General features: G+C 71.1%; 25 protein-coding genes and 1 pseudogene. 13 read left to right on the top strand and 13 right to left on the bottom strand.

Annotated elements, in window-relative coordinates; translation table 11 throughout:
- The first annotated feature begins 112 nt into the window (after window positions 1-112).
- Entirely contained in the window at window positions 113-616 is a 504-nt protein-coding gene (locus L6E10_RS22385) for a TetR/AcrR family transcriptional regulator (RefSeq protein ID WP_236221496.1), read from the top strand.
- Window positions 617-632: 16 nt separating this feature from the next.
- On the top strand, window positions 633-989 hold the full coding sequence (locus L6E10_RS22380; protein ID WP_236221495.1) for a hypothetical protein: 357 nt from the start codon (window positions 633-635) through the stop codon (window positions 987-989).
- A 3-nt stretch (window positions 990-992) separates the two neighbouring features.
- On the opposite strand, the gene L6E10_RS22375 is transcribed toward L6E10_RS22380, so the two are convergent.
- From L6E10_RS22375 to L6E10_RS22365, 3 genes are all read right to left on the bottom strand, one after another.
- Complete coding sequence (locus L6E10_RS22375) at window positions 993-1,904, bottom strand: MerR family transcriptional regulator (protein ID WP_236221494.1); 912 nt, start codon at window positions 1,902-1,904, stop codon at window positions 993-995.
- A 50-nt stretch (window positions 1,905-1,954) separates the two neighbouring features.
- Window positions 1,955-2,221 carry a hypothetical protein gene (locus L6E10_RS22370; RefSeq protein ID WP_236221493.1) on the bottom strand — a complete coding sequence of 89 codons (267 nt, stop codon included), beginning with the start codon at window positions 2,219-2,221 and terminating at the stop codon, window positions 1,955-1,957.
- A 111-nt stretch (window positions 2,222-2,332) separates the two neighbouring features.
- Complete coding sequence (locus L6E10_RS22365) at window positions 2,333-2,929, bottom strand: lipocalin family protein (protein WP_236221492.1); 597 nt, start codon at window positions 2,927-2,929, stop codon at window positions 2,333-2,335.
- A 125-nt stretch (window positions 2,930-3,054) separates the two neighbouring features.
- Here L6E10_RS22365 and L6E10_RS22360 point away from each other — a divergent pair, with 125 nt between their 5' ends.
- Together L6E10_RS22360 and L6E10_RS22355 are read left to right on the top strand one after the other, a co-directional pair.
- Window positions 3,055-4,386 (top strand): TIGR01777 family oxidoreductase, encoded by a 1,332-nt coding sequence (locus tag L6E10_RS22360; protein ID WP_236221491.1) that lies wholly within the window; start codon window positions 3,055-3,057, stop codon window positions 4,384-4,386.
- A 92-nt stretch (window positions 4,387-4,478) separates the two neighbouring features.
- Window positions 4,479-5,309 carry an ion transporter gene (locus L6E10_RS22355; RefSeq protein WP_374237277.1) on the top strand — a complete coding sequence of 277 codons (831 nt, stop codon included), beginning with the start codon at window positions 4,479-4,481 and terminating at the stop codon, window positions 5,307-5,309.
- Window positions 5,310-5,312: 3 nt separating this feature from the next.
- Here L6E10_RS22355 and L6E10_RS22350 read toward each other — a convergent pair whose 3' ends face one another.
- The 7 genes from L6E10_RS22350 to L6E10_RS22320 form a co-directional block, all read right to left on the bottom strand.
- Window positions 5,313-6,659 (bottom strand): PEP/pyruvate-binding domain-containing protein, encoded by a 1,347-nt coding sequence (locus tag L6E10_RS22350; RefSeq protein ID WP_236221490.1) that lies wholly within the window; start codon window positions 6,657-6,659, stop codon window positions 5,313-5,315.
- Window positions 6,653-7,249, bottom strand: a complete 597-nt coding sequence (locus L6E10_RS22345) for a transcriptional regulator (RefSeq protein WP_236221489.1) — start codon at window positions 7,247-7,249, stop codon at window positions 6,653-6,655. Before L6E10_RS22345 ends, L6E10_RS22350 begins: the two co-directional genes overlap by 7 nt.
- The gene (locus L6E10_RS22340) at window positions 7,246-8,313 is read right to left on the bottom strand and encodes a TetR/AcrR family transcriptional regulator (protein ID WP_236221488.1); all 1,068 of its coding nucleotides are present in this window, start codon (window positions 8,311-8,313) and stop codon (window positions 7,246-7,248) included. Before L6E10_RS22340 ends, L6E10_RS22345 begins: the two co-directional genes overlap by 4 nt.
- A 419-nt stretch (window positions 8,314-8,732) precedes the next feature.
- Window positions 8,733-11,108 (bottom strand): bifunctional salicylyl-CoA 5-hydroxylase/oxidoreductase, encoded by a 2,376-nt coding sequence (locus tag L6E10_RS22335; protein WP_236221487.1) that lies wholly within the window; start codon window positions 11,106-11,108, stop codon window positions 8,733-8,735.
- Window positions 11,105-12,691, bottom strand: coding sequence for an AMP-binding protein (locus tag L6E10_RS22330; RefSeq protein ID WP_236221486.1), 1,587 nt, complete (start codon window positions 12,689-12,691; stop codon window positions 11,105-11,107). The genes L6E10_RS22335 and L6E10_RS22330 overlap by 4 nt, the downstream gene beginning before the upstream one ends.
- 26 nt (window positions 12,692-12,717) lie before the next feature.
- A complete protein-coding gene (locus tag L6E10_RS22325; protein ID WP_236221485.1) occupies window positions 12,718-13,623 on the bottom strand; it encodes an acyl-CoA thioesterase II in 906 nt (301 codons plus the stop codon).
- A complete protein-coding gene (locus tag L6E10_RS22320) occupies window positions 13,620-14,102 on the bottom strand; it encodes a cupin domain-containing protein (RefSeq protein WP_236221484.1) in 483 nt (160 codons plus the stop codon). The genes L6E10_RS22325 and L6E10_RS22320 overlap by 4 nt, the downstream gene beginning before the upstream one ends.
- 40 nt (window positions 14,103-14,142) lie before the next feature.
- On the opposite strand from L6E10_RS22320, the gene L6E10_RS22315 reads away from it, so the two are divergent.
- From L6E10_RS22315 to L6E10_RS22305, 3 genes are read left to right on the top strand one after another with little or no spacing between them, the layout of a single operon-like run.
- Window positions 14,143-14,559 (top strand): RidA family protein, encoded by a 417-nt coding sequence (locus tag L6E10_RS22315; RefSeq protein ID WP_236221483.1) that lies wholly within the window; start codon window positions 14,143-14,145, stop codon window positions 14,557-14,559.
- A 58-nt stretch (window positions 14,560-14,617) separates the two neighbouring features.
- On the top strand, window positions 14,618-15,490 hold the full coding sequence (locus L6E10_RS22310; RefSeq protein ID WP_236221482.1) for a fumarylacetoacetate hydrolase family protein: 873 nt from the start codon (window positions 14,618-14,620) through the stop codon (window positions 15,488-15,490).
- On the top strand, window positions 15,474-16,352 hold the full coding sequence (locus L6E10_RS22305) for a PaaX family transcriptional regulator C-terminal domain-containing protein (RefSeq protein WP_374237275.1): 879 nt from the start codon (window positions 15,474-15,476) through the stop codon (window positions 16,350-16,352). The genes L6E10_RS22310 and L6E10_RS22305 overlap by 17 nt, the downstream gene beginning before the upstream one ends.
- Window positions 16,353-16,359: 7 nt before the next feature.
- Here the strand turns inward: L6E10_RS22305 and L6E10_RS22300 are convergent, their stop codons facing one another.
- The gene (locus L6E10_RS22300) at window positions 16,360-16,833 is read right to left on the bottom strand and encodes an Lrp/AsnC family transcriptional regulator (protein ID WP_236221480.1); all 474 of its coding nucleotides are present in this window, start codon (window positions 16,831-16,833) and stop codon (window positions 16,360-16,362) included.
- A 111-nt stretch (window positions 16,834-16,944) separates the two neighbouring features.
- Between L6E10_RS22300 and L6E10_RS22295 the strand changes: the two genes are divergently transcribed.
- The gene (locus L6E10_RS22295) at window positions 16,945-18,204 is read left to right on the top strand and encodes an APC family permease (protein WP_236221479.1); all 1,260 of its coding nucleotides are present in this window, start codon (window positions 16,945-16,947) and stop codon (window positions 18,202-18,204) included.
- On the opposite strand, the gene L6E10_RS22290 is transcribed toward L6E10_RS22295, so the two are convergent.
- Window positions 18,181-20,505, bottom strand: a complete 2,325-nt coding sequence (locus L6E10_RS22290) for a hypothetical protein (RefSeq protein ID WP_236221478.1) — start codon at window positions 20,503-20,505, stop codon at window positions 18,181-18,183. The genes L6E10_RS22295 and L6E10_RS22290 overlap by 24 nt on opposite strands.
- Window positions 20,506-20,789: 284 nt before the next feature.
- On the opposite strand from L6E10_RS22290, the gene L6E10_RS22285 reads away from it, so the two are divergent.
- Both L6E10_RS22285 and L6E10_RS22280 read left to right on the top strand, forming a co-directional pair.
- Window positions 20,790-21,332, top strand: coding sequence for an SMI1/KNR4 family protein (locus L6E10_RS22285; protein ID WP_236221477.1), 543 nt, complete (start codon window positions 20,790-20,792; stop codon window positions 21,330-21,332).
- A 130-nt stretch (window positions 21,333-21,462) separates the two neighbouring features.
- Window positions 21,463-21,750 (top strand): hypothetical protein, encoded by a 288-nt coding sequence (locus L6E10_RS22280; protein WP_236221476.1) that lies wholly within the window; start codon window positions 21,463-21,465, stop codon window positions 21,748-21,750.
- A gap of 94 nt (window positions 21,751-21,844) precedes the next feature.
- On the opposite strand, the gene L6E10_RS22275 is transcribed toward L6E10_RS22280, so the two are convergent.
- Window positions 21,845-22,798, bottom strand: coding sequence for a hypothetical protein (locus L6E10_RS22275; protein ID WP_236221475.1), 954 nt, complete (start codon window positions 22,796-22,798; stop codon window positions 21,845-21,847).
- 126 nt (window positions 22,799-22,924) lie between these two features.
- Between L6E10_RS22275 and L6E10_RS22270 the strand changes: the two genes are divergently transcribed.
- The 3 genes and pseudogenes from L6E10_RS22270 (at window position 22,925) to L6E10_RS22265 (ending at window position 24,762) form a co-directional block, all read left to right on the top strand.
- Window positions 22,925-23,896: a hypothetical protein gene (locus L6E10_RS22270; RefSeq protein WP_236221474.1), complete on the top strand. Its 972-nt coding sequence runs from the start codon at window positions 22,925-22,927 to the stop codon at window positions 23,894-23,896.
- A gap of 316 nt (window positions 23,897-24,212) precedes the next feature.
- A pseudogene (locus tag L6E10_RS41235) lies at window positions 24,213-24,581 on the top strand (hypothetical protein); the annotation flags it as partial.
- 4 nt (window positions 24,582-24,585) lie between these two features.
- A complete protein-coding gene (locus tag L6E10_RS22265; protein ID WP_236221473.1) occupies window positions 24,586-24,762 on the top strand; it encodes a hypothetical protein in 177 nt (58 codons plus the stop codon).
- The last annotated feature ends 1,064 nt before the right edge of the window (window positions 24,763-25,826 follow it).

Genomic DNA, 25,826 nt, shown 5'->3' with positions numbered 1-25,826 from the left:
AGGTCACCGGCCTGTTCTACGCAGGTGTCACCGGGTCCGTCTCCAACAGCCACCTCGAATTCAGGAACGATCGTTCTTGACTGATCGTTCCTGAATCGCCTAGGGTGGCCGCATGGGAAGAACGAGGCAGTTCGACGAGGACACCGTGGTGCGCGCGGCGGTGGAGCTGTTCGCCACCCGCGCCTACGACGGGATCTCGGTGGACGACCTGGTGACACACCTGGGCGTGCACCGCAACAGCCTCTACAAGACGTTCGGCAGCAAGAAGGGCCTCTACCTGGTGGCGCTGCGCCGCCACGCGGACGACCACGTGCGTCCGCTGGCCGAGGCGCTCGCCGGTGCCGCCGGCCTGGAGCAGGCCGCACGCCTGATCACGGCGGCGCCGCTGGACCTGCTGCTGGTCTCGGCGGTCGAACGAGCCCCGCACGACCCGGAGGTCGCCGAGGTGGTCGCCCGGGCGTTCGGCGAGCTCGACCGCGCCCTCGCCGGCCTGCTGCCCGCTCCGCTGGCGAGCGCCTTCACCGCCGCGCTGCTCGGGGTGCGCCTGCGCGCCAGGGCGACCGGACCGTCCACAGAAGACCTCGCCGCGGCTCTGGCCGACCGGCTGGGCAAGTGAGAACAGGGGAACACGAATGGCACGCGTCACCGTCCAGGACAACGACCTGGTGGTCACCATCGAAGGCCTGGACAAGCTCTGGGCCTTGAAGAGCAGCCTCACCATCCCGTTGCGCAACGTGCGCGGCGCCACGATCGACCCCGGGATCGTCAAGGAGAGCAAGGGCATCCGCGCGCCGGGCACCCACCTGCCGGGCGTGATCACCGCGGGCACGTTCCACCGGGAGGGCGAGAGGATCTTCTGGGACGTGCGGGACGCCGCCAAGGCCGTGGTGATCGAACTGGCGGACGAGCGCTATGCCCGCCTCGTCGTCGAGGTCGAAGACCCGCGCGTCACCGTCGCCCTGATCGAGTCGGCCACGCGCGGGTCGTGAGCCTCAGCCCCGCGCGATCGCGGACCTGAGAGCCGCGGCCAGCCAGAGCAGCTCTTCGGTGGCGTCCGGCGCTTTGCGTTGTCCCTTCACGCGGCCGACGAGCAAGCGGTACCGTTCCGCGCCCGCGTCGATCCCCGCTTCCAGGGACGTGAGCACCGCACCCGGCTCGGCGTCGCCGAACAGCGCCGAGACCAGTTCCGCCGCGCGGGGATCGTCGGGGGCGACACCCTCTCCCCTGACCTGGGCCACCCTGTTCACCACCTGCCGGGCCCACCAGATGCTCGCACCGGGTGGCGCCTGCCGCCCCGGCGACGGGGTGGTCAGGGCGAGGAAGGTCCTCATCCTCGCCCGGAAGCCCTCGTCCTGCACGAGCTCCGCCAGTTCGATCCAGGCGTCCACCTGGTCGGGCGTGGGGTCGTCAGGCAGGTCGATGGCAAGGTCCCTCACGCGCTCGCGCAGCTGTGGCTCGAGGTCGAGGCGGCCGAACACCTCGGCCTTGAAGTCGTCGATGATCTGGAGTCGTTCGGCGGCGGAAAGCCGTGCCAGCCGGTTCATCAGTGCTGTCTCCTCCGTGGTGGATCCCCGTTCGGACACAGTGGACAGCACGGCACGGCTCACCTTGAGGGAACGGATCTGCGCGTCGATCGCCGCCACCTGCGCCGCGGCGACCTCGGCCACCGTGACCCGGCGTTCGAGCACGCGGCGCACGTCGTCGAGGCCGAGGCCGAGCTCGCGCAGGGTGCGGACGAGCTCGACGCGCGTCACGCAGGCGGCGTCGTAGAGCCGGTAGCCGCTCGCCGAGCGGCCCGCCGGCTCGATCGCCCCCTCGTTCGACCAGAAGCGCAGCGTGCGCGCCGAGACGCCCGTGCGGCGGGCGAGCTGGCCGATGGTGAGCAGGCCGGTGCTGGTGTCCATGGGGTGAATCCTGGACTTTGCAGCCGCTGGAAGGTCAACCGCGATTCTCGTCAGGCCGCTGAGGAGCCGGTCGCCCTGGCCAGGACCCAGGCCGCGGCCTCGGCGGAGGTGAGCGCCCCGCCCCGCCGGCGGAGGAGTTGCGGGGCGTCGCGCCAGACGCCGGTCCACGCGTCCAGCGCGGCCTGTTCGGCCACCGCCTCGCGCCCGGCCCGGTCCCCGGCGCGCAGGCCGAGGAGGACCAGGCGGTAGAACGGGCCCGAGAGCAGGTCGTACACGCGGCCGAACGCGGTCCGGTCACCTCGTGCGACGGCGGTCATCAGGTGACCCAGGCCGGACGCCGGGGACGAGGCACCGCGGGCGGGCGGATCGTCCCGCACGTCGGTCGGCGGGGGTGGTGAGTTCACAAGACCCTCGGCTTTCCCACGGCGCTACCCGGCCGGGCACAGCGGAACGGACTCCGGTGCACCGCCGTCCTGTGCCGTGATCTTGAAGGCGCACAGTTCGTAACCGTTGCGCAGCAACGCCTTCGTCATACCGTCGATGTCCTTCTGAGACGGAACTGCCGTGCGTGAGAGCACGAAACCCGACCTGCGGTCCGGAGCACCCACCACGGCCCAGCGGTAGTCGCGGTCGAGGCCGATGACCCAGTAGGTCCCCGGCCGGTCGAAGTCCCACCCCTCGGCGGTCCGCACGAACGACACCTGCAGCCTCGACGTCGAATCGGGGCTCTCCTGACGTGCGCGGCCCTCCAGCGACGTCGTCCCGCCGTCCGCGCGCGTGCACGAGTTGACGACCCGCACCTGCCCTTCCGGCAGCAGGGTGTAGACCGCGTTGTCGTTGCGGGCGCACTGCGCCTGGAACGGCTGCGGGATCGCCGCCACCTGCACCCAGCGGCCCTGGTAGCGCTCGAGGTCGACCGAGCGCACGGGGCGCACCTCGGCGCCCGGCGCCTGCGCCGAAACCGGTGCGGGAACGAGGGAGAGCCCGAGCACGAGGGCGGCCACGGGGGCGGTGAAGCGGCGCATGAGATCACCTTTCGCGTCTCCAGGTCACTGCGGACAACGCTATGGCCGCCCGACGGGGTCTGCATGATGGCGGGCGGTTCTTCTCCCGTCGAGCGTCCGGGCACCGGCTCACCTAGCGTGGAACCATGTCGTTGATCTACTCGAGCGTCGTCGACGCTCCGCTCGACGAGGTGTTCGCGTGGCATGAACGACCGGGGGCGATCCACCGGCTCTCCCCGCCGTGGCAGCCGATCGGCGTGGTGCGGGAGGCGGAGTCCCTCGTCGACGGGCGCGCCGTGCTGAGCTTCCCGCTCGGGCTGCGCTGGGGTGCGCGGCACAGCGGCTACGAGCCGCCGCACAGGTTCGTCGACGAGCTCGACTCCGCGCCGCTGGGCTGGGTGTTGCGCTGGAAGCACTCCCACGAGTTCGCGGCCGAGGGCGGCGGGACGCGGATGACCGACCGGGTCGACACGCCCGTTCCCGCGGCCTTTCTGCGGCAGATGTTCGCCTACCGGCACCGGCAGGTCGCGGCCGATCTCGCCGCGCAGGCCGCCGCGCGGCAGGCCGGGGACGCGCCGATGACAATCGCCCTGACCGGCGGCGGCGGCTTCGTCGGCAAGGCGCTCGGCCCGTTCCTCACCACGGCCGGGCACCGGGTGGTCCGGCTCGTCCGCCGCGATCCCGCCGGACCGGACGAGCGGCGGTGGGACCCCGACGCGCCCGCCCCGGACCTGCTGTCCGGTGTGGACGCGGTGGTGCACCTGGCCGGCGCCTCGATCGCCGGGCGCTTCACCGAGTCGCACCGGCGTGCCGTCCGGGAGTCGAGGGTGGGACCGACCAGGGCGCTCGCCGGGCTGGCCGCCGCCGCGGGGGTCCGCGTGTTCGTCAGCGCCTCGGCGATCGGCGTCTACGGGCCCGACCGGGGCGACGAGGAGCTCACCGAGGACAGCGAGCGCGGCGAGGGGTTCCTGGCCGACGTGGTCGCCGACTGGGAGGGCGCGGCCACCTCCGCCGCGACCGCGGACATGCGGGTGGTGACCGTCCGGACAGGACTGGTGCAGTCCCCCGCCGGCGGCACGCTCAAGATCTTCTACCCGTTGTTCTCCACCGGTCTGGGAGGCAGGCTCGGCGACGGCCGCATGTGGCAGTCGTGGATCGGCATCGACGACCTGGTCGACGTCTACCACCGCGCGCTCTACGACACGGCGGTCTCGGGTCCCGTCAACGCCGTCGCCCCCGGCGCGGTGCGCAACAGCACCTACACCGCCACCCTGGCGAAGGTGCTGCGGCGTCCCGCACTGCTGCCGGTGCCGGCGTTCGGGCCGCGCGTGCTGCTGGGCGAGCAGGGCGCCGGGGAACTGGCCGAGGCGAGCCAGCTCGTCCGGCCCGCGGCGCTCGCGAAGCTCGGGCACCGGTTCCGGTACCCCGAGCTGGAACCGGCACTGCGGCACCTGCTCGGGCGAATCCCGAACGCGTAGCGCGCCGACCGGGGCCCGCGTGCGGAGGCCACCGGCGCGGGCAGCGTCCGAACGGGCGAAGCGACCGGCGGCGGAGGTCACTCGATAGGTTGATCTTCGTCCGCTCCGCCTTCTCGCCGCGCCAGGAGTTCCCGTTGATCCCGAGTGGTCGGCTGCGCGTCCTGGTGGACGCCCCCTGGTTCACCAAGGTGATCACGGCGGTGATCCTGGTCAACGCGGTGACGCTCGGCGCCGAGACCTCGCCGGAGCTGATGGCGTCGTACGGGGACTTGCTGCACCTCGTCGACCGTTTGGCGCTCACCGTGTTCGTCGTCGAGCTGGCACTGCGGTTCGGCGCCTACGGCAGGGACTTCTTCCGCGACCCGTGGAACTGGTTCGACACGATCGTCGTGGGCGTCACGCTGCTCCCGGCGTCGGGGATGTTCTCGGTGCTGCGCGCCCTGCGGGTGCTGCGGGTCCTGCGGCTGGTGTCCGTCGTGCCGAGCATGCGCCGGGTGGTGTCCGCGCTGCTGACCGCCTTGCCGGGCATGGCGTCCATCACCGCGCTGCTGGCGCTGGTGCTCTACGTGTCCTCGGTGATCGCCACCAAGCTGTTCAGCGGTGTCGCGCCGGGGTACTTCGGCGACCTGGGCGACTCGCTGTTCACGCTCTTCCAGGTCATGACGGGCGAGGCGTGGTCGGAGGTCGCCCGGCTCGTCATGGCCGAGAAGCCGTTCGCGTGGATCTTCTTCGTCGGCTACCTCGCCGTCACGACGTTCACCGTGCTCAACCTGTTCATCGCGGTCGCCGTCAGCGCCATGCAGACGCAGATGGCCGAGGAGCACGCCGAGCACGACCGCGAGGAGATGGCCGCGACGATGGAGATCCTCGCCGAGGTCCGCAGGCTGCGCGAGGACGTCGAGGCGTTGCGGTCCAAGGTCTAGCTGTCATCGCCGGCGGAGCACCGCGTGTGCCGCTTCGAGCCGCGCGGCCTCGTCGCGCTCCGAGCGGTCACCGGACACCTGGTCCGCCCACTCCAGCAGGCGGCCCAGGTGCGCGTCCGCCGCAGCCGTGACCACGCGCGGCGTGCCGAGAACGACCTCACCGCCCGTCCCGTCGAGGCCGATGACCGCGCCGGCGCCGACCTCGTGCCCGCGCAGCGAGAGCGAGTCAGCACCGACGACGAGGTCGGTGACACCCACGACAGCGGGTTTGCCCATCGACCGCGCGACCACGGCGGCGTGGCTGGCGGGCCCGCCCTGCGCCGTGACGATGCCGGTCGCCGCCGCCAGCCCGCGGATGTCCTCCGGTGACGTCTCGGGCCGCACCAGCACCACCGGCCCGTCCGCGGCCATCCGCACGGCCGCGTCGGCCGTGAGCGCCACCCGCCCGGACGCCACGCCGGGGCACACGCCCAGGCCGCGGGCGAGGACCTCCGCACCGGGCGCGATCCGGGGTGTGCGGACGTGCGCGAGGTGCTGCGCCGACACCCGCAGCAGTGCTTCTCCCCGGTCGATCGCGCCTTCGTCGGCGAGGTCGGCGGCGACGCGCACGGCGGCCGCCCCGCCGAACCCGCCCCGCCGCACCTGCAACAGCCACAGCACACCGGACTCGAAGGTGAACTCGACGTAGCAGGCGTCGCGGTAGTGCTCCTCGATCCTGCCGAACGCGGCACGCAAACCCCGCCACACCACCGGTTCTCGTTCCGCCAGCGCCTCCAGCGGCAGCGTCAGCGACCGGCCGGAGACGACGGCGTCACCCTGCTGTCCGAAGAGGACTTCACCGGACGGCACGTTCTCGCCGGTGTTCGGGTCCCGGCTGAACGCGACACCGGAGCCGCTGCGGTCGTCCCGGTCGCCGAACACCATCTGCTGCACCACCACGGCGGTGCCGAGGTCGTGCGGGATGCCGTTCAGGGTGCGGTAAGTGCGTGCCCTGGGTGTGTTCCACGAGGAGAACACCGCTTTCAGCGCGTCCTCGAGTGCGTCGGGAGCCGGCCGCAGGTTGAGGACCGTGTCCATCATGCCGGGCATCGACACCGCGGCCCCGGACCGCACCGACACCACCGGCGGCAGCGTCGCGGCAGCGAGTTCGTCGCGGAGCCCGTCTGGCAGCCGGCCGTCGCGCAGGAACGCCCGGCACGCCGCCGTGGTGACGACGAACCCGGCGGGCACCGGCAGCCCGAGCCGGTGCAGCACGACGAGCCCGTGCGCTTTTCCGCCGATCACCTCGGGCGGTTCGCCGAGGTCGGCGGACAGCCGCCGCACCCACCGCGGCGCGTCGTGGCTCACCACCGCTGGATCCCGAGCGTGGCCAGCAGGTCCTCGTGCAGCTCCGCCCACACGGCGTGGAACGACCCGATCTCGTCGGCCACGTACCCGAGCTCCCCGGCCCGCGCCCGCCCGAGGGCCCGCGCGAGCCTGTCCTCGTAGCGCCCGAACCGGGGCAGGGCGGTGGACAGCGCCGCGATGACCTTCACCGCGCGGCCGTGGAAGTCCTCGAAGAGCCCGAGGACGCGGGCGTCGTAGGTGGCGTCGCCGTGGTCGTTGACGGTGCCGTCGGTGGACCGGATCTGCCACGCCGTGCACAGGTCGAGCAGCTCCGGGTTGAGCACGAGGAAGTCGTCGAACGCCTCCGCGAGCTCCCGGCGCGTGCCGGCGGCGACCAGCTCGGCGGTGGTCCGTTCGAGGTCGGCCGCCTTCCCGGCCCCGGTGAGCGCCCAGCCACCGAACTCCCGGTGGTGCGTGACGAGACCGGCGACGGCCAGGTCGATCAGCTCGGACTCCACCTCGGACTCGGACAGCCCCGTGAACGACGCGACACGCGCCGGCCCGGCCGCACCCACGCAGCGCAAGGCGTGCAACACCAGCAGGTCGTGGCTCACGGCATGGCCTCCCGTCTGCGCACACCCACCGCGTGCCCCGCCCCCCGGCCCAGCGCCCGAGCGGTGACGGCACCGTTCCGGACCTCGACCGCGGCCTCGGTGTCGTCACCGGCGTCGGCGATCCCGAGTGCCGCCGCGACCACCGCACCGTCGTCGAGCACCAGGCGGACTTGGGCGAAGGCCTCAGCGGCGAACACCCTCCGCAGGCAGCTCACGGCGTCGGTCACCTTGAGCCGCACGAGGCGGCCGGTCTCCTCCGGATCGCTCGTCACGACTACGAGCGTGACCCGCTTGCCGGACCTGACGGCCTCTTCGGCGGCACCGAGCCGGTTCGCACCGAGCACGACGACGAGCCCGTCGTCGAGGCCGACCTCGGCACCGCTGATCTGGTCGACGAGCCCGGCGGGCGCGGTCCACTCGTCGTTGCACGTGCGCGCCGGAGCGACGTACGGCAGGTGCGGCGGCGACCACGTGTCCGTGAGGTCGATGGTCGCCAGGTGCCGGCACGCGAGCGCCACGTCGAACGGGTCACCGAAGCCAGGCGCCGTCTCCGCCCGGTGGCCGGCGCCGTCGAGCAGCGTCAGCGCCAACTCGGCCAGCCGCACATGCCGGTACGGCGCACCCCGTTCCAGCGCGATGGCCAGCAACAACGCCTCCAGCCGCGCCACCTGCGCGAGCACGGCGGGCCCGTGCTCGTCGTCGAGGACACCGTCCAACGACCGCAACTGCAGCCGCCCGCCGGACAACGTGCCGGTGGTGAGCGGCAACCGCTCCAGCCACACCCTGGCGAACACGCCCAGAGCGTCCAGCCGCGACGACGGCGAAACCGCCGCCCGCGGCTCCCCCTCCGCCGACCTCTCGATCAGGTCGATCAGCACCGCCAGGTACAGCGCGCGCTTGCTCGGGAAGTTGGAGTACACCGCCCCGCGCGTGAGTTCAGCCCGCTCGGCGATCCGGTCGACCTTCGCCTGCACGAATCCACGCTCGGCGAACTCCTCCCTCGCCGCGGCCAGCACAGCGGCACGCGTGCGCGCCTGCTGCTGCGCTCTGGTCAGCCGGACCATGGCCGCTCCTCTCGGATGCCCATTTCAGATGATGACATCATCCAGATTACATGAACGTCTGAGATGTGTTGCTCGGCAGGTGCGTGGCTGTTGGGGCGCGGGAGGGTGGAGTTGTTGACGCTGAGCGCCTCAGCTCTTGTCATGCGGTGGTGCGAGCGTGAGCGAGCCGGTTTTAGGAATGTTGACATTCCTATAACTAGTGCTTGCCCGAATGTTGACATTCCGACAAGCGACGAAGCCCGCCCAGCCCTTCGCCATGGCGTCTCCGCATGCAGTAGCCGCCTGCCGTACTACGCCACGAACCACCGCGTCCGCACACGCTGCCCGCGACGCCAGCCACGCACCACCCAAGCGGTCACCCGAGCAGTCACTCAAACTCCCACCCGAGCAGCCCCCTCTGCCGCCCTCCCCCAACCCTCCTACCCGAGGGCCGCCGGCTCGCGGCGCGGCCTCCACCGCAGGTGCACAACCCGATCCGGCGGGTCCGCCCGCAACAGCGACAGCCGGGGCCGGACCGCGTCGGTGCGCGAGGCCGGCGGTTTGCGGCTGCCCGCCCGGTACTGGACCGGCCAGTCCGCGCCGGGGCCGCGGTGGTCCTGGTCGGCGGCGGCGTGCAGGGTCCAGTGCGGGTCGTAGAGGTGGGTGCGGCCGAGAGCGCACAGGTCGGCGCGGCCCGCCAGCAGGATCGAGTTGACGTCGTCGTAGGAGGCGATGGCGCCGACGGCGATCACGGCCGTGCCGGTGGCGGCGGCCACCTCGTGGCGGATCCGGTCGGCGAACGGGGTTTGGTACGAGCGGCCGTAGGCCGGGCGTTCGTCGGCGGTGACCTGGCCGGACGAGACGTCGATCGCGTCGGCGCCGTGGGCGATGAAGGCTTTGGCGATCTCCACGGCGTCGTGTTCGGTGTTGCCTCCTTCTGCCCAGTCGGTCGCGGAGATGCGCACGATCATCGGGCGCTCGGCCGGCCACGCCGAGCGGACGGCGTCGAACACCTCCAGCGGGAAGCGCAGGCGGTTCGCGAGGGAGCCGCCGTAGGGGTCGGTGCGCCGGTTCGCGATCGGCGAGAGGAACGACGACAGCAGGTAGCCGTGTGCGCAGTGCAGTTCGAGCAGGTCGAAGCCCGCCGAGGCGCCGCGGCGGGTGGCGGCGACGAACTCGGCGGTGATCCGGTCCAGGTCTTCGCGGGTGGCCTCGGACGGGACAGCCGATCCCGGGCCGTAGGGCAGGGCCGACGGGCCGACCACGTTCCAGCCGCCGTCGGGCAGCGGCTCGTCCATGCCCTCCCACATCAGGCGCGTCGAACCCTTGCGGCCGGAGTGGCCGAGCTGCAGGCCGATGCGGGCGGTACTCCTCTCGTGGACGAACGACACGATGCGTTCCCACGAGTCGCGTTGCTCGTCGGTCCACAGGCCGGTGCAGCCGGGCGTGATGCGGCCTTCTTCGGATACGCAGACCATCTCGGTCATCACCAGGCCGGCGCCGCCCATCGCCTTCGACCCGAGATGGACCAGGTGGAAGTCGCCCGGCACGCCGTCCACGGCGGAGTACATGTCCATCGGTGACACGATCACGCGGTTCTTGAGCTCCAACTCTCCCAGGCGGAACGGCTGGAACATCGCGGGCACGACGGTCTCCGAGCCCTGCGAGGCGGCGAACGCGGCGTCGACGCGGTCGGCGAACTCAGCGTCGCGCGTGCGGAGGTTGTCGTAGGTGATGCGGCGCGAGCGTGTGAGCAGGTTGAAGCAGAAGCGGGTCGGCTCCTGGTCCGCGTACATGCCGATGTTCTCGAACCATTCCAGCGACGCCTGGGCGGCGCGTTGCGTCGACTCCACGACGGGACGCCGCTCGGCCTCGTAGGCGGCCAGCGCGGCCTCGACGCCGGGGTGCTCGTGCAGGCACGCGGCGAGGGCGAGCGAGTCCTCCATCGCGAGCTTGGTGCCGGAGCCGATCGAGAAGTGCGCGGTGTGCGCGGCGTCGCCGACCAGGACGAGGTTGCCGTCGTGCCAGCGTTCGTTGCGCACGGTGGAGAAGCTGAGCCACTTCGAGTTGTTCGCGAACACCCGGTGCCCGGCCAGTTCTTCCGCGAACAGCTCGCGGACCCGTTCGACGGCGCGGTCGTCCGAGGCACCGGGCGGGAACTCCTCGCCGGTGTCGAACCCGGCGCGGCGCCAGACGTCCTCGTGCATCTCGACGATGAACGTCGACCCGGTCTCCGAGTACGGGTAGCCGTGGACCTGCATGGTCCCCCACCGCGTGTCCTTGATGAAGAACTGGAACGCCTCGAAGACCAGGTCCGTGCCGAGCCACATGTACCTGTTGCGCCGACGGTCCACAGTGGAGCCGAACACGTCCGCGAACGCCTGACGCACCAACGAGTTGGCGCCGTCCGCACCGACGACGAGGTCGTACTCGGAGCGCAGGAGCTCGACGGCGGGCGCGGGCGTGGAGAAGTGCACGACCACACCGAGGTCGCGGCACCGCTGTTGGAGCAGGCGCAGCAGTTCCTTGCGGCTCATCGCGGCGAAACCCTGCCCGCCGACGGTGTGCGTCTCCCCGCGGTGGTGGATGTCGATGTCCGTCCACCGCGCGAACCTCCGCGCCATCGCGTCCGCGAACTCCGGGTCGGCGTTCTCGATGCCGCCCAGCGTCTCGTCGGAGAACACCACGCCGAACCCGAACGTCACGTCCGCGGCGTCGCGCTCCCAGATGGTCACGTCATGCGACGGGTCGAGCTGCTTCACCAGCGCGGCGAAGTAGAGGCCACCGGGGCCACCGCCGACGACGGCGATCCTCATCGCGGCACCTCCTCCTCGACGATCCTGCGGAGCGCGAAGCGCTGCAGCTTGCCGCTCGCGTTGCGCGGCAACGAGGTCCGGAACCGGACGTCGCGCGGGTACTTGTACGGCGCGATGGTCCGCTTCACGTGGTCTTGGATCTCCCTGGCCTTGGCGGCGTCGCCCTCGACGCCCTCGCGCAGCACGACGAAGGCGCACACGACCGAGCCGCGTTCGTCGTCGGGCTTGGCGACCACGGCCGACTCCAGCACGTCGGGGTGCGTGTCGATGGCCTCCTCGACCTCCGGCCCGCCGATGTTGTACCCGGATGACACGATCATGTGGTCGCTGCGGGCGTGGTAGTGGAAGTAGCCGTCCCCGTCGCGGTGGAAGACGTCGCCGGTGACGTTCCAGCCGTTGACCACGTAGTCCTCCTGCCGCGCGTCGTCGAGGTAGCGGCAGCCGACCGGCCCGATGACGCCCAGCCGCCCGGTCTCGCCGGGTCCGAGCTCCTCGCCGCCGGGACCGAGGACGGTGGCGCGGTAGCCCGGCACGGGCCGGCCCGTCGCCCCGGGCCGGATGTCGTCGCCGGCGGCGGAGATGAAGATGTGCAGGAGTTCGGTGGCACCGATGCCGTCGACCACGCGGAGCCCGAGCCGGTCGTGCAGCCGCTGCCAGGTGTCCCGCGGGATGTGCTCGCCCGCCGACACCGCGACCCGCAGACCGCGCAGCTTCTCCTCGGCACCGTCGCGCAGGATCGCCTTGTACGCGGTCGGTGCCGTCGCGAGCACCGTGACTCCCTGCTCCGCCACGAGATCGGCCACCCGGGCGGGCGTGGCCGCCTCGGTCAGCAGGGCGCAGGCGCCCGCTCTCAACGGGAACACGACGAGCATGCCGAGGCCGAACGTGAAGGCGAACGGCGCCGTGCACGCCACCAGGTCGTCCGGCACCAGCCGCAGCACGTGCCGGCCGAAGGTGTTGTCGATGGACAGGACGTCGCGGTGGAAGTGCGCGGTGATCTTGGGTGAGCCGGTGCTGCCGGACGTGGGCGCGAGCAGCGCCACGTCGTCGGCCGCGGTGTCCACGGCGGTGAACTCCCCCGGCCTGCTCGCGGCACGCGCCCGGAGGTCGTCGTAGTCCACGACGGTCAGCGGGGGCAGGGCGCGGACGTCCTCCGCGAACCGCCCGTCCACCAGCGCGAGGAACGGACGGGTGCGCTCGACGATCGGCTCGAGCTCCCGCGTCCGCAGCGCGGCCATGGTCGTCACCACGACACCACCCGCCTTCAGCACGCCGAGCCACGCCGCCACGGTCCAGGGGTTGTTGGGCGATCGCAGCAGAACCCGTTGTCCCGCATCGAGGCCGAAGTCCTCGACCAGCACCCGGGCCACCTGGTTGGCGCGGGTCAGCAGCTCGCCGTAGGACCACACCTCCCCCGCCGGCGTGCGCAGCGCCGCCCGGTCGGGGCCGAACCGCGCCACGGGCACGTCGACCAGCTCGGTGGCGGCGTTGAGCCGGTCCGGGTAGTGCAGCTCCGGCGTCGTGAACTCGATCGTCGGCCACAGCGCCGTGGGAGGGAGGTGGTCGCGGGCGAAGGTGTCCATCGGTGAGTCCTTCCGCGGGCGGCGGGTCAGGAAGCGCGGATCATGCCCTCCTGGGCAACGGTCGCGATGTGCAGACCATCGCGGGTGAAGAAGCGGCCGTACCCCAGGCCGCGGCCCGAGTCGGCGGCGACGGCCTCCTGCACGTAGAGCAGCCAGTCGCCGACCGGGCTCTCGCGGTGGAACCACATGGCGTGGTCGAGGCTCGCGGTGACGAGGCCCGGCCGTGCCCACGGCAGGTCGAGCACGCGCAGGACCGGCTCCAGGATCGTGTAGTCGCAGACGTAGGCGAGCGCGGCCAGGTCCCGTTGCGCCACGGTCAGCCCCTCGACGGGGCGCAGCGGGTCGAACGGTTTCACCCACACCGCCTGGCGCGGGACCTTCTCGCCCTCGACAGCGAGGTAGACCGGGCCGGGAACGTGCCGCATGTCGAAGCTGCGGCCGCCCGACCAGTACGCCTTCGACTCGCTGGTCATGGTGCCGCCGCCGCGCGCGGCGAGGAAGTCCGCCGAGCTGGGCAGGTCCTCGGGACCGGGCACGTCGCCGGTGAACGCGGCCCGGAAGCTGCCGCCCGCCTCGCCGGCGGCGAAGTTCGCCAGGCAGGTGTAGAGCGGCTTGCCGTTCTGGTAGCCGCGGACCTGCCGGGTGCTGTAGCCGCGGCCGTCGCGCAGCAGCTCGACCTCGTACCGCACCGGGGCGCCGATGTCGGCGGGGCGAAGGAAGTAGCTGTGCATCGAGTGCACGGTCTTGCCGTCGGAGACCGAGCGCATCGCGGCGGCCACCGCCGCGGCGACCAGGTCGCCGCCGTACGCCTTGGGCCACGGGCAGGGCTGGGTGACGGCGGTGAAGGCGAGGTCGAAGTGCTCCGGCTCGGCCTGCTCCAGCGTGATCGCCGACGTGAAGATCTCGGATGTCGCGAGCATCCCGGCGGTCATCGGGTCAGCCAGTCGCGGAGCTCCTCGTCCGGGACGTCGTCGAGGTTCACGACGATGTTCTCGGGCGTGCGCGTCGTCATCCACGTGAGCGGGTTGTTGCGCGAGAGGTTGCATTCGATGTGCGGCATGAACGGCGGCACGAAGACCCAGTCGCCCTCCTCCATGTCCACGTAGTCCTCGAACCTCTCGCCGAAGTAGATCCGCGCACGCCCGGACAGCACGTAGCCGCCGGTCTCGGCCTCGCCGTGGTGGTGGGTCACCGAGCGGTAGCCGGGTTCGTTGGTGACCTTGCCGAACCACAGCTTCGTCGCCGGGGTGTGCTGGATGCTCACGCCCGAGATCCGGACCGCGCCACCGGAGTCCGCGGTGTCCGGGTTCTCGGCACCCCCGCGCGTCACGACCGGCGCCACCAGGCCACTCGGCAGCCGGTACATCGAGTTGTCGCCTTCGAGCTGGTACCTGCTCAGGTCGGGCTCCATATCTCGTATTCTTCACGACCGTCAGATACTGTCAATACTCATGAGGCCCGCAGCAGTGAACCCGGCCAGCCTTCCGAAGCCGAGCGGCTACTCCCACGGCACGCTCGCCGGCAACACCCTCCACCTCGGCGGCCAGACGGCGCTGGACGCCGACATGAAGATCGTTCCCGGCGGCATCGTCGAGCAGTTCCGCCAAGCGTTCGGCAACGTCCTGACGACGCTGCGCGCGGCGGGTGGCGAACCGGAAGACCTGGTCAGCATCACGATCTACCTCACCGACATCCCCGATTACCAGGCGCACGGCAAAGAGATCGGGGAGGTGTGGCGCGAGCTCGCCGGACCGGTCTACCCCGCCATGGCGGGCATCGGCTGCACCGCGCTGTGGCAGCCGGAGGCGCTGATCGAGATCCTCGGGGTCGCGGTGATCCCGGACGAACGCCTGATCCGTCCGAACTGAATCGATAGCGCATTCATGATCTACGAAATGTGAACGCCATATCAAGGGAGGTCCGCGGGTGAAGCTGGCTTCGGTGACCGTCGACGGCGTGCGGCGCGGCGGTGTCGTGGACGGCGACTCGATCACGCTGCTCACCGCGACGGCCGACGACGTGGTGCGCGGTGCGGAGGCCGTTCCCGACGGGACCGTGCCGCTGTCGCAGGTGCGGCTGGAGTCGCCGTTGCACCGCTTCAACCGCGACGTCCTGTGCACCGGCTGGAACTACCTCGACCACTTCGAGGAGTCGAAGGGCAAGCGCGAGGGGCAGGGCCCGGCGTCCCTCCCGGAGCGGCCGGCCTTCTTCACCAAGGGCCCGGACACGGTCGTCGGCCCGTCCGACGACATCGCCTACGACCCGCGGCTGTCGCGGATGTGGGACTACGAGGCCGAGATCGCGATGGTCATCGGCCGCGACGGCAGGTCGATCCCCGAGGAGGAGGCTCTGGACCACGTGTTCGGCTTCCTCGTCGCGAACGACGTGTCGCAACGCGATCTCCAGCGCGCACACGGCGGGCAATGGCTCAAGGGCAAGAGCCTCGACGCCACGATGCCGCTCGGCCCGTGGGTGACGACGCTCGACGAGATCGACGACCTGACGCGGCTGCAAGTGCAGTGCGAGGTCAACGGCGTGCTGCTGCAGAACGCCTCCAGCGGGCAGATGGCGTTCTCGTTCGCGCGGATCATCGCCGAGCTGAGCCACGGCATGACCCTGCGCGCCGGCGACGTGGTCCTCACCGGCACGCCCAGCGGCGTCGGCAACGCCCGCGAGCCGCAGGTCTTCCTGCGCGACGGCGACGTGGTGCTGACGCGGGTCAGCGGACTCGGCGAGCTGCGCAACACCGTGAGGCTGACCGACCTCGGCGAGCCGGGCGGTACTGTTCCCGGCAGCTGATCAAGGTGAGGAGAGGGCACTGAACGTCGCGGACACGACCGCGGAGGCCGCGGCTCCCGCCGGGCGCGACCGGCTCGGCCCGCTCATCATCACGATCTTCGGCCTGTACGCGCGCGGTGAGGACAACTGGCTCTCGGTGGCCTCGGTCGTGCAGCTCATGGCGGACCTGGGCGTCGAGGGCCAGGCCGTGCGCTCGTCGATCTCCCGGCTGAAGCGCCGCGGCGTGGTCCGCGCCGACCGCCGCGACGGCGCCGCCGGGTACGCCCTCGCCGAATCGACGCTCGAGACCCTCGCCGAGGGGGACGCGCGGATCTTCGAACGCCGCCGCGCCACCACCGAGGACGGCTGGCTCGTCGTGGTGTTCTCCGTGCCCGAGTCCGAACGCGAGAAGCGCCACGAGCTGCGCACCAGCCTGACCCAGCTCGGTTTCGGCACCGCCGCCCCCGGCGTCTGGGTCGCGCCGGGCAACCTCGCCACCGAGACCCGCCGGACCCTGGCGCGGCGCGGCCTGGCCGAGTACGTGGACATCTTCACCGGTCAGCACTTCGCGTTCGGCGACCTGCGCTCCAAGGTGCGCGCGTGGTGGAACCTCGACGAGCTGGCGGACCTCTACGCGGACTTCGTCCGGCGCCACCGCCCGATCCTCGACGCCGGCACCACGACCGCCGAGCAGGCGTTCCAGACGTACGTGCCGATGCTGACCCAGTGGCGGCGCCTGCCCTACAGCGATCCCGGCCTGCCCCTGTCGCTGCTGCCGCCCGGCTGGAACGGGGTGACGGCCGAGGCGCTGTTCGAAGAGCTGAACACCCGGCTGAGCGCCCCGGCCCGCGAGCACGCGCTGGCCGTGATCAGGCGGCCGTGACGCCCGCTCACCTCAGGTGGTCGACCGGCAGCGGGCCGCGCGAGCGCATGGTCCGGATCGCGAACGAGCTGCGCACGTCGACCACGACGGGGATCGCCAGCACGTGCTTGAGCAGCAACGGCTCGTAGGACGGCAGGTCGGGCAGCACGCCCTCGACGAAGAAGTCGGCGGAGCCCGTGACGAGGTGGCACGCCACCACCGCAGGGATCGCCAGCAACGCCTCCTCCACCTCGCGCGCCGTCTCCGCGGAGTGGCCGGTCACCTTGAGCTCCAGGAACACGGTGAGGCCGAGGCCCGCCTTCGCCCGGTCGAGCTCGGCCCGGTAGCCCGCGATGATCCCGGCACTCTCCAGTGCGCGGACGCGGCGCAGGCAGGCGGACGGCGAGAGGCGCACGGCTTCGGCCAGCTCGTTGTTCGGCACCCGGCCGTCGGTCTGGAGCCTCCGCAGGATCGCCCTGTCGATGGCGTCGAACCTCTCCATGTGCAGAATATTCGACTGTTCCGCGTTTCTGCACAACTGAATTGCATATAACCAGTTCCACACGCTGCAACTTCGCAGCGGCTGCCCTGCTCCGCGCCGCAGAATTCGCCCATGTCCTCCTCTTCCCTGTCCGTGGCTCGCGGCTCGGCGATGTACGTCGGCGCCCTGCTCGGTCCCGGCCTGCTGATGCTGCCCGGGCTGACCGCCGCCCTGGCCGGTCCGGCGTCCGTCGTGACCTGGGCGGCGCTGCTGGTGCTCTCCGGCCTGCTGGGCTGGGTCTTCGCCGCGCTGGGCATCCGGCTGCCGTCCGCGGACGGGGTCCGGGGCTACGTGGCGCTGGGGCTCGGCCGCCGGGCTTCGACGGCGACGTCGTGGTGCTTCCTCGCCGGGATCGTCGCGGGCGCCCCGATCGTCTGCGTGATCGGCGGCGGCTACGTCGCCGAGCTCGCCGGGGCCGGCCGCGTCACCGCCTGCCTCCTCGCCGCCGCGATCCTGGTGGCGGTCCTCGCGGTCACGTCCCGCGGCCTGCGGACGTCGTCGACCGTCCAGTTCGGACTCGTGGTGCTGCTCCTCGTGGTGGTCGCGATCAGCATCGTCGGCGGGGCGGCCGGCGCCGAGGCCGCGAACTGGACGCCCTTCGCACCGCACGGGTGGGCCGCGATCGGGACGGCCGCTGCCCCGCTGATGCTGTCGTTCGTCGGCTGGGAAGCCGCCGCACCGCTCACGGCGAGGCTCGCGGACCCGCGCCGGCAGCTGCCGAGGATCGTCGCCATCACGCTCGTCGTCACCAGCCTGCTCTACCTGTCGCTGGCGGCGGTGACCGTGGCGGCGCTGGGGCCGCGGGCCGGGAGTTCCACGCCCGTCGCGAAGCTGCTGGTGCTCGCCGTCGGCCCGGCCGGTGTGGTGCTGGCGTCGGTGTGCGCGGTCGTCCTCACGATGGGCACGATCAACGCCTACGTCTCCGGTGCCGCGAACCTGGCGCGCACCCTGACGAAGCCCCACGACGACGCGGACACGCCGCCCCGGTGGCTGAACCTCGCGATCCTCGCCTCCGGCTGCGTGCTGATCGGCCTGCTCGCCGGCGGGGTGCTGGAGCTCGAGTCACTGGTGACCGTTCCCAGTGCGTTGTTCCTGGTGGTGTACCTCGGGTGCACGGCGGCGGCATGGCGGCTGCTGGACGGCGGGGTGCGCGTCGCCGCGGCGGCCGCGTTCGTGGTCGTGCTGGTGGTGCTGGCCTTCACCGGTGCCGCCGCCGTTCCCGCGGTCGTGGTGGCGCTGGTGGCGATGGCCGCCCGGGGCGGCCGGGCTGGTGGTGGTTCCAGCCCGGCCGCGGCCAGTCCGCGGAGGTCAGTTCAGCGCGCAGAGCAGTGAACAGGCCTTGGCGGACGACCAGGTGGTGTAGAGCCTCGTGCCGTTCACCGGCGTGTACTTCGCCTTCGCCTCGTTGACCAGGGGGAAGAGCGAGAGCAACGCGTAGGTCGAGCAGTGCACCTGCTTCGACTCACCCGGTTGCAGCGAGAACGGGCCGGTGTGGCAGGACGGTTCCACGTCGTCGAGCACGTAGGCGTCGGTGATGGCGATCGGGCCGTTGTTGGTCACGGTGATCCGCCAGTACGCGGTGGCGTGCAACAGTCCGAGCACGCCCACGGGTGCTTGCTTCACCCACGGTCCTGAACCGCCCGCCTTGCAGTGGGCGGGGGTGTGCGAGCCGCAGATCTCCTTGTTCACCACCACGTTCGGCAGGCACGACGCACCGGGTGCGACCTGCCGCGTCACGGTGTTGGAGGTGAACCCGCCGGTCGCGTCGGTGCCGCCGGCGGTGTTGGCGACGGACGTGACCGAGCACTCCGCGGAGATGGTGGTGCGGAAGCAGATCTGCGGTGCGTCACCGGTGAACTCCACGTCCAGCGCCGGCTGGTTGCCGCCGCCGAAGTCGGACGCGTTGTTCAGCACGATCGACGCCGTCACGGTCAGCGAGGCGGCGGAGACCCCGGTCAGGTCGACGGTGCCGTCCGGCGCGAAACCCGGTGTGCTGACGGGGTTTCCACCCTGGTCGACGATCTTGACGGTCGACGCGCCGAAGTTGACGTTCGCCGGTGTCACACCGGTGAGCCGCGCCTTGCCGTAGGTGACGTTGTGCGGTTTGCCGTCGCAGTAGAACTGCGACGGGTTGAGCGACACGGAGGCGCCACTGCGTACGCACGGCGACGCCCCCGTGTCAGGATCCATCGAGAACAGCACGCCGGCGTCTCCGAGGCCGATCAGGCACCCGGTGGGCGCGTCGTAGGCGTAGCCGTAATCCCTCGTGTCGCCACCGTTCACGGTCGGGTGGGTGATGCGCGACGGCAGACCGGCGCACGAGGCCCCGGTGCTCCAGTCGTGGCACACCGCGGCACCCGAGTACGGGCCGCCCCAGATGCCGATGTAGCTGCGCACGCGGTCACCGGTGCGGATCACCTCGGGGTTGAACGAGATGACGTTGGACTCCAGCCCGGCGGGCGCCGACGGTGCGGGCAGCGGCGACCCGTCGATCGCGTAGCAGGTGGTGACGTTCAGGCCGCCGGTCGTGCTCGAACACGCGCCGACCTCCGCACCCGTTGTGCTGTAGGCGGTGTAGGCGTTGTAGCTGAAGTTCCCGACCGGCCCCAGCGGTTTCGGGGCGGGCCAGCCCGCGCACGCGGCCGCGGTGGCGGGGTCGAAGCACCCGAGCACGGGTGCCCTGGCGCCCTGCTGCGAGGACGACGCGAACAGCTTGCCCCCGGCCACCGCCAGCGCGCCGAGGTAGTAGCCGCCGTGGTTGGTCGGCGGCACGACCGGCGCGTACGGCTGGCCCGCGCACGCGCCCCGGGTCGCGATCGTCCAGCACACGACGTGCCCGGAAGTCGCGACGCCGTAGAGGTTCCCGCCGGTTTCGACGAGCCCGGCCATCTCGAACGTCGCCCCGGAGCGGGGCATCAGAGGCCAGTACCCGCAGTTGCCGGGCGCGGCGAGGTCGAGGCAGGCCACGCCGATCGAGGAGGCGGTGGTGGCGGAGTAGTAGACCCTGGCGGCGTTGGCCGGGTCGCGGACGTACTGGGGTTCGAGGGGGCTCGCGATGTCCCCGGTGTTGCCCGCGCCGAACGGGCCCGGCGTCGTGTTCAGCGGTTTCGGCCACGGACCGCCGGCGCAGAGCGCGCTGGTGGTGAGGTCGGTGCAGACGAGCTTGGGACCGGCCTCGGCCACGTGGTGGTAGACGTTCCACGCCTGCAGGCGCCCGTCCGGCGTCCGGTGCAGGATCGGGGTGAAGCCGTCACCGCCGGTGCTGCTCGCGCTGGCCTGCACGGGCGGGGTGAGCAGGCTCGAGAGGGCGGTGCCGCCGTTGCGCACGTTCGGGTTCGTGGCGTTGACGGGGTTGCCCTCGGTGCCGGTCCAGCCCGGCGGCACCCGCAGCGAGCCGGACACGAGCGTCTGGCCGGCGCCGATGGTGTCGGTGATGGTCGCGGCACCGTTGGCACCGCTGGAGTACGACACGACCCAGGTGGCGACGTCCCCGTGGGCGGCGGGGTCGGCCACGCCCTGGACGGACTTGATGAGCGTCGAAACGGATGGCTGGGCGGCCACGGGGAGGGCGGCGGTGAGCGCGCTCCCGGCGAGCACCGTCGCCAGCGCCATCGCCGGCAAGCGTCTTCGCACGGGCAGTATCCCTTCTGGGGCGGATGCGGTTCGGGAACAGGCGGCCGACGTTAGGGGCCCCGCAGACCGGTCGGACCGCCGTCACCCGCGTGCGACGGATGTCCGCACCATCAGAGCAGCCGTTCCTCGCGGAACACGTGACCTGGCAAGACATTCCACATCGGTCCCGAATGGATTTTCACCTGAACGCGCTGAATGTGCCGATCGACAATCCTGATCTCCCCATTCCCCCTCTCCCGGACTGAGGTTCCGCCCACGCGCGACCCGTGAAGTAGCGTGCGCGCGTGGAGATCACTGACGACCGCGCCTTCCCCGCCGCGCTGACCGCCCTGAGCGGCGTCGAGTTCCCCTGGGACCACGACGAGGAGGGCGACGGGCCGGCGCCGACCAACATCGACTACGAGCCGTACGACGAGTTCGAGTCGGCCGAGGACACGACCGACTGGATCCGGGCGTGGACCGGCAACCAGGAGCTCGACGGAGACCGGTTCCGGCTCTTCGGCGAGGACGGCACCGGCGGCATGGCCGTGCTGTGGCTGGTGCGCGAGGGGCCGTTGACCGAGCAGCCCGTGGTGTTCTTCGGTTCCGAGGGCGAGGTCGGGCCCGTCGCGGCGAACCTGGGCGAGTTCCTGTGGTTGCTCGCGGGCGGGGTCGGGCCGCAGGAGGCAGTCGAGTTCGGGACGGACAGCGGCGTGCCCCACCCGGAGCTCCGCGCGATCGCGGAGGAGCACTCCGGGGTCGAGCCGCGAACGCCCGTCGAGGTGCTCGCCAAGGCGCGGGCGGAGTTCCCGGACTTCGAGGAGACCGTGCAGTCCTGGTGCCGCTGAGGACCACCCGGGGGAACCGGAACCAGGACCGGTTCCCCTGCGGTCCGCGACTCTTCACGAACGCGGGTCACGTCGGGCGAACCCTGTTGTGCCGCAAGGTGAACAAGCCTCATTAGCCGAGGTCCGCCCAGTGCGGAAGCTTCTCGCGGTCGCGGTGCTGCTCGGTGCCGCGGACGTTTACGGGGTCGGGCAGGTCACGCAGGCGGAGCACAACGCGGTCAGCGGCGCCGACCTCGTCGGCCTCGCACACCTGGGCGACTGGGTGCCGCTGCTGACGTCCGAGGACGAGGCTCTCGTGCTCGCGGCAGCGGGCAACGCGCTCAAGCGATGGGCGCCCGGCCCCTCGACGCCCAGAGACCTGTACGGAGTGGCCCCACCGCCCGCTGGATGGACGACGCCCTTCGTGACCACGACCTGACACCTCGGCGCCGCTCGCTCCTCTGGGAGCTCAAGAGGTTCGCCGAACACCAGGACGGCACCCAACTCATCCGGGACTGACGAGATCTGGGCGGTCACAGATGCCAGGCGACCCCATAACCGAAGCTGGGTTTCAGCGCGGCGAACGGCACCGTGACCTCGCCGGCGCCGTTGAGGGGCAAGGTGCCGTCACCGGGCTTGAGCGGGTCGGAAAGCACGCGATGGTGCACCTCGTCGATCTTCCAGACCGCGGTGGGCAGCCGCGACAGGCCGAATCGGACGGTGATGACGAGTGATGAGCAGGTGACCACGGGCACGACCGCGTAGTAGTTGCGGATCGGCAGTCCGTCCACGACTCGGAAAGCCATGGTGTAAGTGAGCTCCTGTCCGCGCGCCAGCGGATTGGGCAGAGCCAGGTCGTAGCGGAAGTGGCCCAGGCCGTCACGGTGCTCGCACTTGATGCGAGCACCGTGCATGACCTCCGCGACGACGTCACGAGCCTGGGTGGGGGTGCCCGGTTCGCACGGCAGGCTGAATCGCGCGCTGACCCGTTCCAGGCCGTCAACGGTCGCCACAACGGTGCGCTGCTCGATGACCAGCGGCATGTCGTCGTCGAGACGTACCAACGTCTTCAAGCGCTCGACCGCCCAGCCGTGGTCGTGGTCCTCCGCCCCCGCCGATGTGACGGCGAGATGGGACAGGTGGTCCAGTGCGTCGTTGATCCACCGTCGCATGGTGCGGTCCGAGACGTTGTACTCGCTCGCCAACGTCTCGGTGCGCTCCTTCAGACTGCGGAACTGAACGCCGGGTTCGATCGCCAGGGCCACGCGCACCGCGCGCAGCTGGTCGCTGAGCAGCCCCTGCGGGATCAGCCTGTCGATCGCACGGGTGATCTGCATCCGCACGTCGTAGTCCGACGCGTTGCCGGACACGTTGGCCCACTCGGCGACGGCGCGGCCGATCAGGACGTGCAACTTCTTCCGGTGAAGACCCCACCCCCTGCACAGAGCGCCCAGTTCCTCTCGCAGCCGCTGCTCCGGCCCGCTCACGGCGCATCACCTCGGTTCGACGGTGGACTGGGCAGAAGTTGGCCATCTTCTGACCACGACGGCGTTCCCGGCCAGGAGAGCATTTGCCATCCACCCGAACAGACCACAGGTGTCAAGGAGATCCCGGTGCCGTCGCAGGACACCTCCACCCTCATCACCCTCGCTCGTCGGGGACTGCTGGCCAGCGCTTTCGCAACAGCGGACGTTCTGAGCCGCCGCAGCATGCTGCGCGAGCTGTACTCGATCACGTGGCCGATCGTGTTCACCAAAATCACCCGTCCGGCTGAGCGCAAGCGTGGACATCAACGCTGTGCCAAAGCGTTCGCGAACCTGATGCCGGAATGCGCCGACCGCTTCCACGACGATGTTGCGGCAGTGGTGCAGGAGATCGTCCGGCGCGCCGATCGCCCGATCGCCGGCCTGGAAGCCTGGATCGCGTCGATGGCCAGGTCCGCGACCGTCGACGCGCATCGGCGCCGCCGTGGCGACCTCGGCGCTCTGCAGCGCCCGCGTCTCCCCCAATGGCTCGCACGGGAACTCGGCGGTGACGAATGGCTCGGAAGACTCGCGGTGCACGTGCTCGAGTGGGTGGGTGTGCCCGCGACCGCCGGAACCGGTCTGTGGCCGCTCGACAGCTGGACGGACCTCCGCGCGGAGGTCCGCTGCGACTGGCAGCGCAGCAGCCCCGAGCTCGTCGCCGAAGAGGTCGAGGTGGTGCTGGCGGCCATGCGGACCCGACCGGCGTGGTACGCCGACCACGTCGAAAGACCGTTGGGCTGCAAGGAGTCGCCAACCGCGACGAGTCCCGGCCCGCTTCCGGCGCTTGTCTTGGTCGACGAGCACGAGACCACCGACTCCCGGCTCACGGCCGCCGCGAGGCTCGCCATGCACCAGATCGTTTCCCGCATCGGACGGGGCGAGGTGCCTGAGATCGTGGTGCACGACGTCGTCCGGACGCTGTTCTGCGGCGGCGACGCCCTCGGCGGCCACCTGGCCGAGTGGCTCGACGCGGAGCTCCTCGACGAGGCAGGGCTCCGTCGCGTGATCGGCGCGGTCCTCCTGGTCGTCGACGACGACAGCGCTGTCCGCACCGGCTGATCTGCGCACCGCTTCGGCCAGTTCGTGTCGCAGCAGTTCGAACAGTCGTCGCCGCTGCGCGGTGGTCAGTCTTCGCTTGGTCATCTCGAACTCCTCGTGTCCCCGGTCCCGCAGTTACTGACGGACGGTCCGTCAGGGTTCCTGCGAAACGAAAACCTCCAGGAGTGCGACAACCCGAGGAGAAAGGGGTGGACGATGACGCGGTGGGGACCCGAACGCTCGGTCCGCGTCTCGTACGCGGCCCTGGTGCGGATCCGGGACGACGACCGGCACGTGTTGTTCGGTTCCGGGTCCAGGCCGGGCGCACACACCCCCCGGAGGTGTCTTCAAGTACTTCGCCCCGGCGGCGGACCTGTTGGACCGGCTGCAGTTCAGAGCGGACCGCTGGGTCGAGCGAGCGGCGGGGATGCGGGCGGATCTGAGAGGAGTGCTGCCCGCACGATCGATCGCCGAGTTCCGCCGGTGGTTCGACAGCGGGGCCTACCGCGAGGACTCCACGGAGTGCCTGCACAGGGAACTGGTCGAGGAACTCGACGAAGTCGGTTCCCGGAGCTCGGGGAGAACGTGCGCTCCCTGCGGTTCGCACCATTGCGCACCGAGTCGAAGGGCCGGAATCCGCTCCGGGCAAACCGTACGAACAGCTCCGGCGGTTCGAGTTCCACGACCTGCTGTGCGCCGGACGTGACGCGGTGGAGTTCAAGCGCCGCCTGGTGGACCTGGCCGACGATCCCACCGTGGACACCGTGATCGCCGTGACTTCGTCGGACATCGCACACGGACGTGCCGGCAGCGCGCTGATCGCACCCCGTTCCGCCTACCTGGTCGGCGATCAGCGCACCTGGCCCGACCTGCCGGCGGTCCGATGACCAGGCAGCACCTGATCGCGAGCGGCGTTCCGATCTCCTTTGTGGACTGCTCGGTCACTGCCGGCAACTCGTTCGGCGACCACGGCACAGCACTTCGCCTGACGATCACGTTCGGGCCGGCACCCGACGACTGGCGGCACGTGGTGGCCTTCGTCCGTTGCCGGATGACACCCGCCACGTCCGTGGCCGGTCTGGCTGGACCGAACTCGGTCACCACGCGAGTCTCCGGGATCGACGAGTCCGTCTTCAGCTGGTATTTGGGAGTCTTCGACAACGGCGCGCTCCCCGGTGAGCCGCTGGTGCTGCACGCCTTCCTACCCGCTGTGCGACAAGAACACGATGTGGGGCTGACCGTGCAGGTGGACGGATCGTTCCACCGACCGCGGTTCCCAGGCCGATGGCGCCTCGACCACGCACGGACCGCCGAACCGTGGACCTTCCGGCTCAGACTGCCGGCCGATCCGGAAGCGGCCACGGCCGAACCGGGAAACGCCCCGGCGACCGGCGGCGCCGGTGTCCAGCTGTGCATCGCCGCTGATGTCGAGCGGTACAGCCGGTTCCACAACCTTGAAGCCTCACGCGCACAGGAGCGGTTCGTCGAACTCAGGCGGCGAGCACGCGCACACGCGGACATCGGCGAGGTCGACGTGAACACCGAAAGGACCGAGCCGGCCAGTACGCGGTGCTGCCCGCGGGAATCGACGAGAGCCTGGTGGTGCCACGGCTCCTTGTGGGGTTCAAGCGCGCCGCTCACGCGATCGACAACGGCCTCAGCGACCACGCCAGGTTGCGTGTCCGCATCGCGCTCGACGGGGGTTCGTGGCACCCGGCGCGAACGGCTGGGTCGGGCGGTCGACGATCGCGGTGCACCGGATGCTCGACTCCACTCCGCTCCGGACCGCCCTGCACGAGCACCCCGCCTGGGGACTGCGCCTTCATCCTCTCCGACACGGTGTACCAGGACGTGGCCAGACACGGGTGCGGCGAACTACCACCAGCTGAGTTCACCGAGGCCGTGGCCGACCTGCCGGAGAAGAACTTCAGCGAACGTGCCTGGTTGCACG

It is taken from the genome of Lentzea sp. CC55 (assembly GCF_021056325.1).
GTDB lineage: Bacteria > Actinomycetota > Actinomycetes > Mycobacteriales > Pseudonocardiaceae > Lentzea > Lentzea jiangxiensis.
The sequence above is the reverse complement of the archived record's forward strand: the minus strand, read 5'-3'. Positions and strand labels throughout refer to the sequence as shown.

Bases quoted from the DNA above. Each gene is read 5' to 3' on its own strand.
- L6E10_RS22365 (WP_236221492.1), bottom strand. From the start codon at position 2,929: ATGCGCCGCTTCACCGCCCCCGTGGCCGCCCTCGTGCTCGGGCTCTCC.
- L6E10_RS22315 (WP_236221483.1), top strand. From the start codon at position 14,143: ATGAGGCCCGCAGCAGTGAACCCGGCCAGCCTTCCGAAGCCGAGCGGC.
- L6E10_RS22385 (WP_236221496.1), top strand. From the start codon at position 113: ATGGGAAGAACGAGGCAGTTCGACGAGGACACCGTGGTGCGCGCGGCG.
- L6E10_RS22325 (WP_236221485.1), bottom strand. From the start codon at position 13,623: ATGACCGCCGGGATGCTCGCGACATCCGAGATCTTCACGTCGGCGATC.
- L6E10_RS22330 (WP_236221486.1), bottom strand. From the start codon at position 12,691: ATGGACACCTTCGCCCGCGACCACCTCCCTCCCACGGCGCTGTGGCCG.
- L6E10_RS22295 (WP_236221479.1), top strand. From the start codon at position 16,945: ATGTCCTCCTCTTCCCTGTCCGTGGCTCGCGGCTCGGCGATGTACGTC.
- L6E10_RS22380 (WP_236221495.1), top strand. From the start codon at position 633: ATGGCACGCGTCACCGTCCAGGACAACGACCTGGTGGTCACCATCGAA.
- L6E10_RS22320 (WP_236221484.1), bottom strand. From the start codon at position 14,102: ATGGAGCCCGACCTGAGCAGGTACCAGCTCGAAGGCGACAACTCGATG.
- L6E10_RS22300 (WP_236221480.1), bottom strand. From the start codon at position 16,833: ATGGAGAGGTTCGACGCCATCGACAGGGCGATCCTGCGGAGGCTCCAG.
- L6E10_RS22340 (WP_236221488.1), bottom strand. From the start codon at position 8,313: ATGGTCCGGCTGACCAGAGCGCAGCAGCAGGCGCGCACGCGTGCCGCT.
- L6E10_RS22335 (WP_236221487.1), bottom strand. From the start codon at position 11,108: ATGAGGATCGCCGTCGTCGGCGGTGGCCCCGGTGGCCTCTACTTCGCC.
- L6E10_RS22370 (WP_236221493.1), bottom strand. From the start codon at position 2,221: ATGACCGCCGTCGCACGAGGTGACCGGACCGCGTTCGGCCGCGTGTAC.
- L6E10_RS22360 (WP_236221491.1), top strand. From the start codon at position 3,055: ATGTCGTTGATCTACTCGAGCGTCGTCGACGCTCCGCTCGACGAGGTG.
- L6E10_RS22375 (WP_236221494.1), bottom strand. From the start codon at position 1,904: ATGGACACCAGCACCGGCCTGCTCACCATCGGCCAGCTCGCCCGCCGC.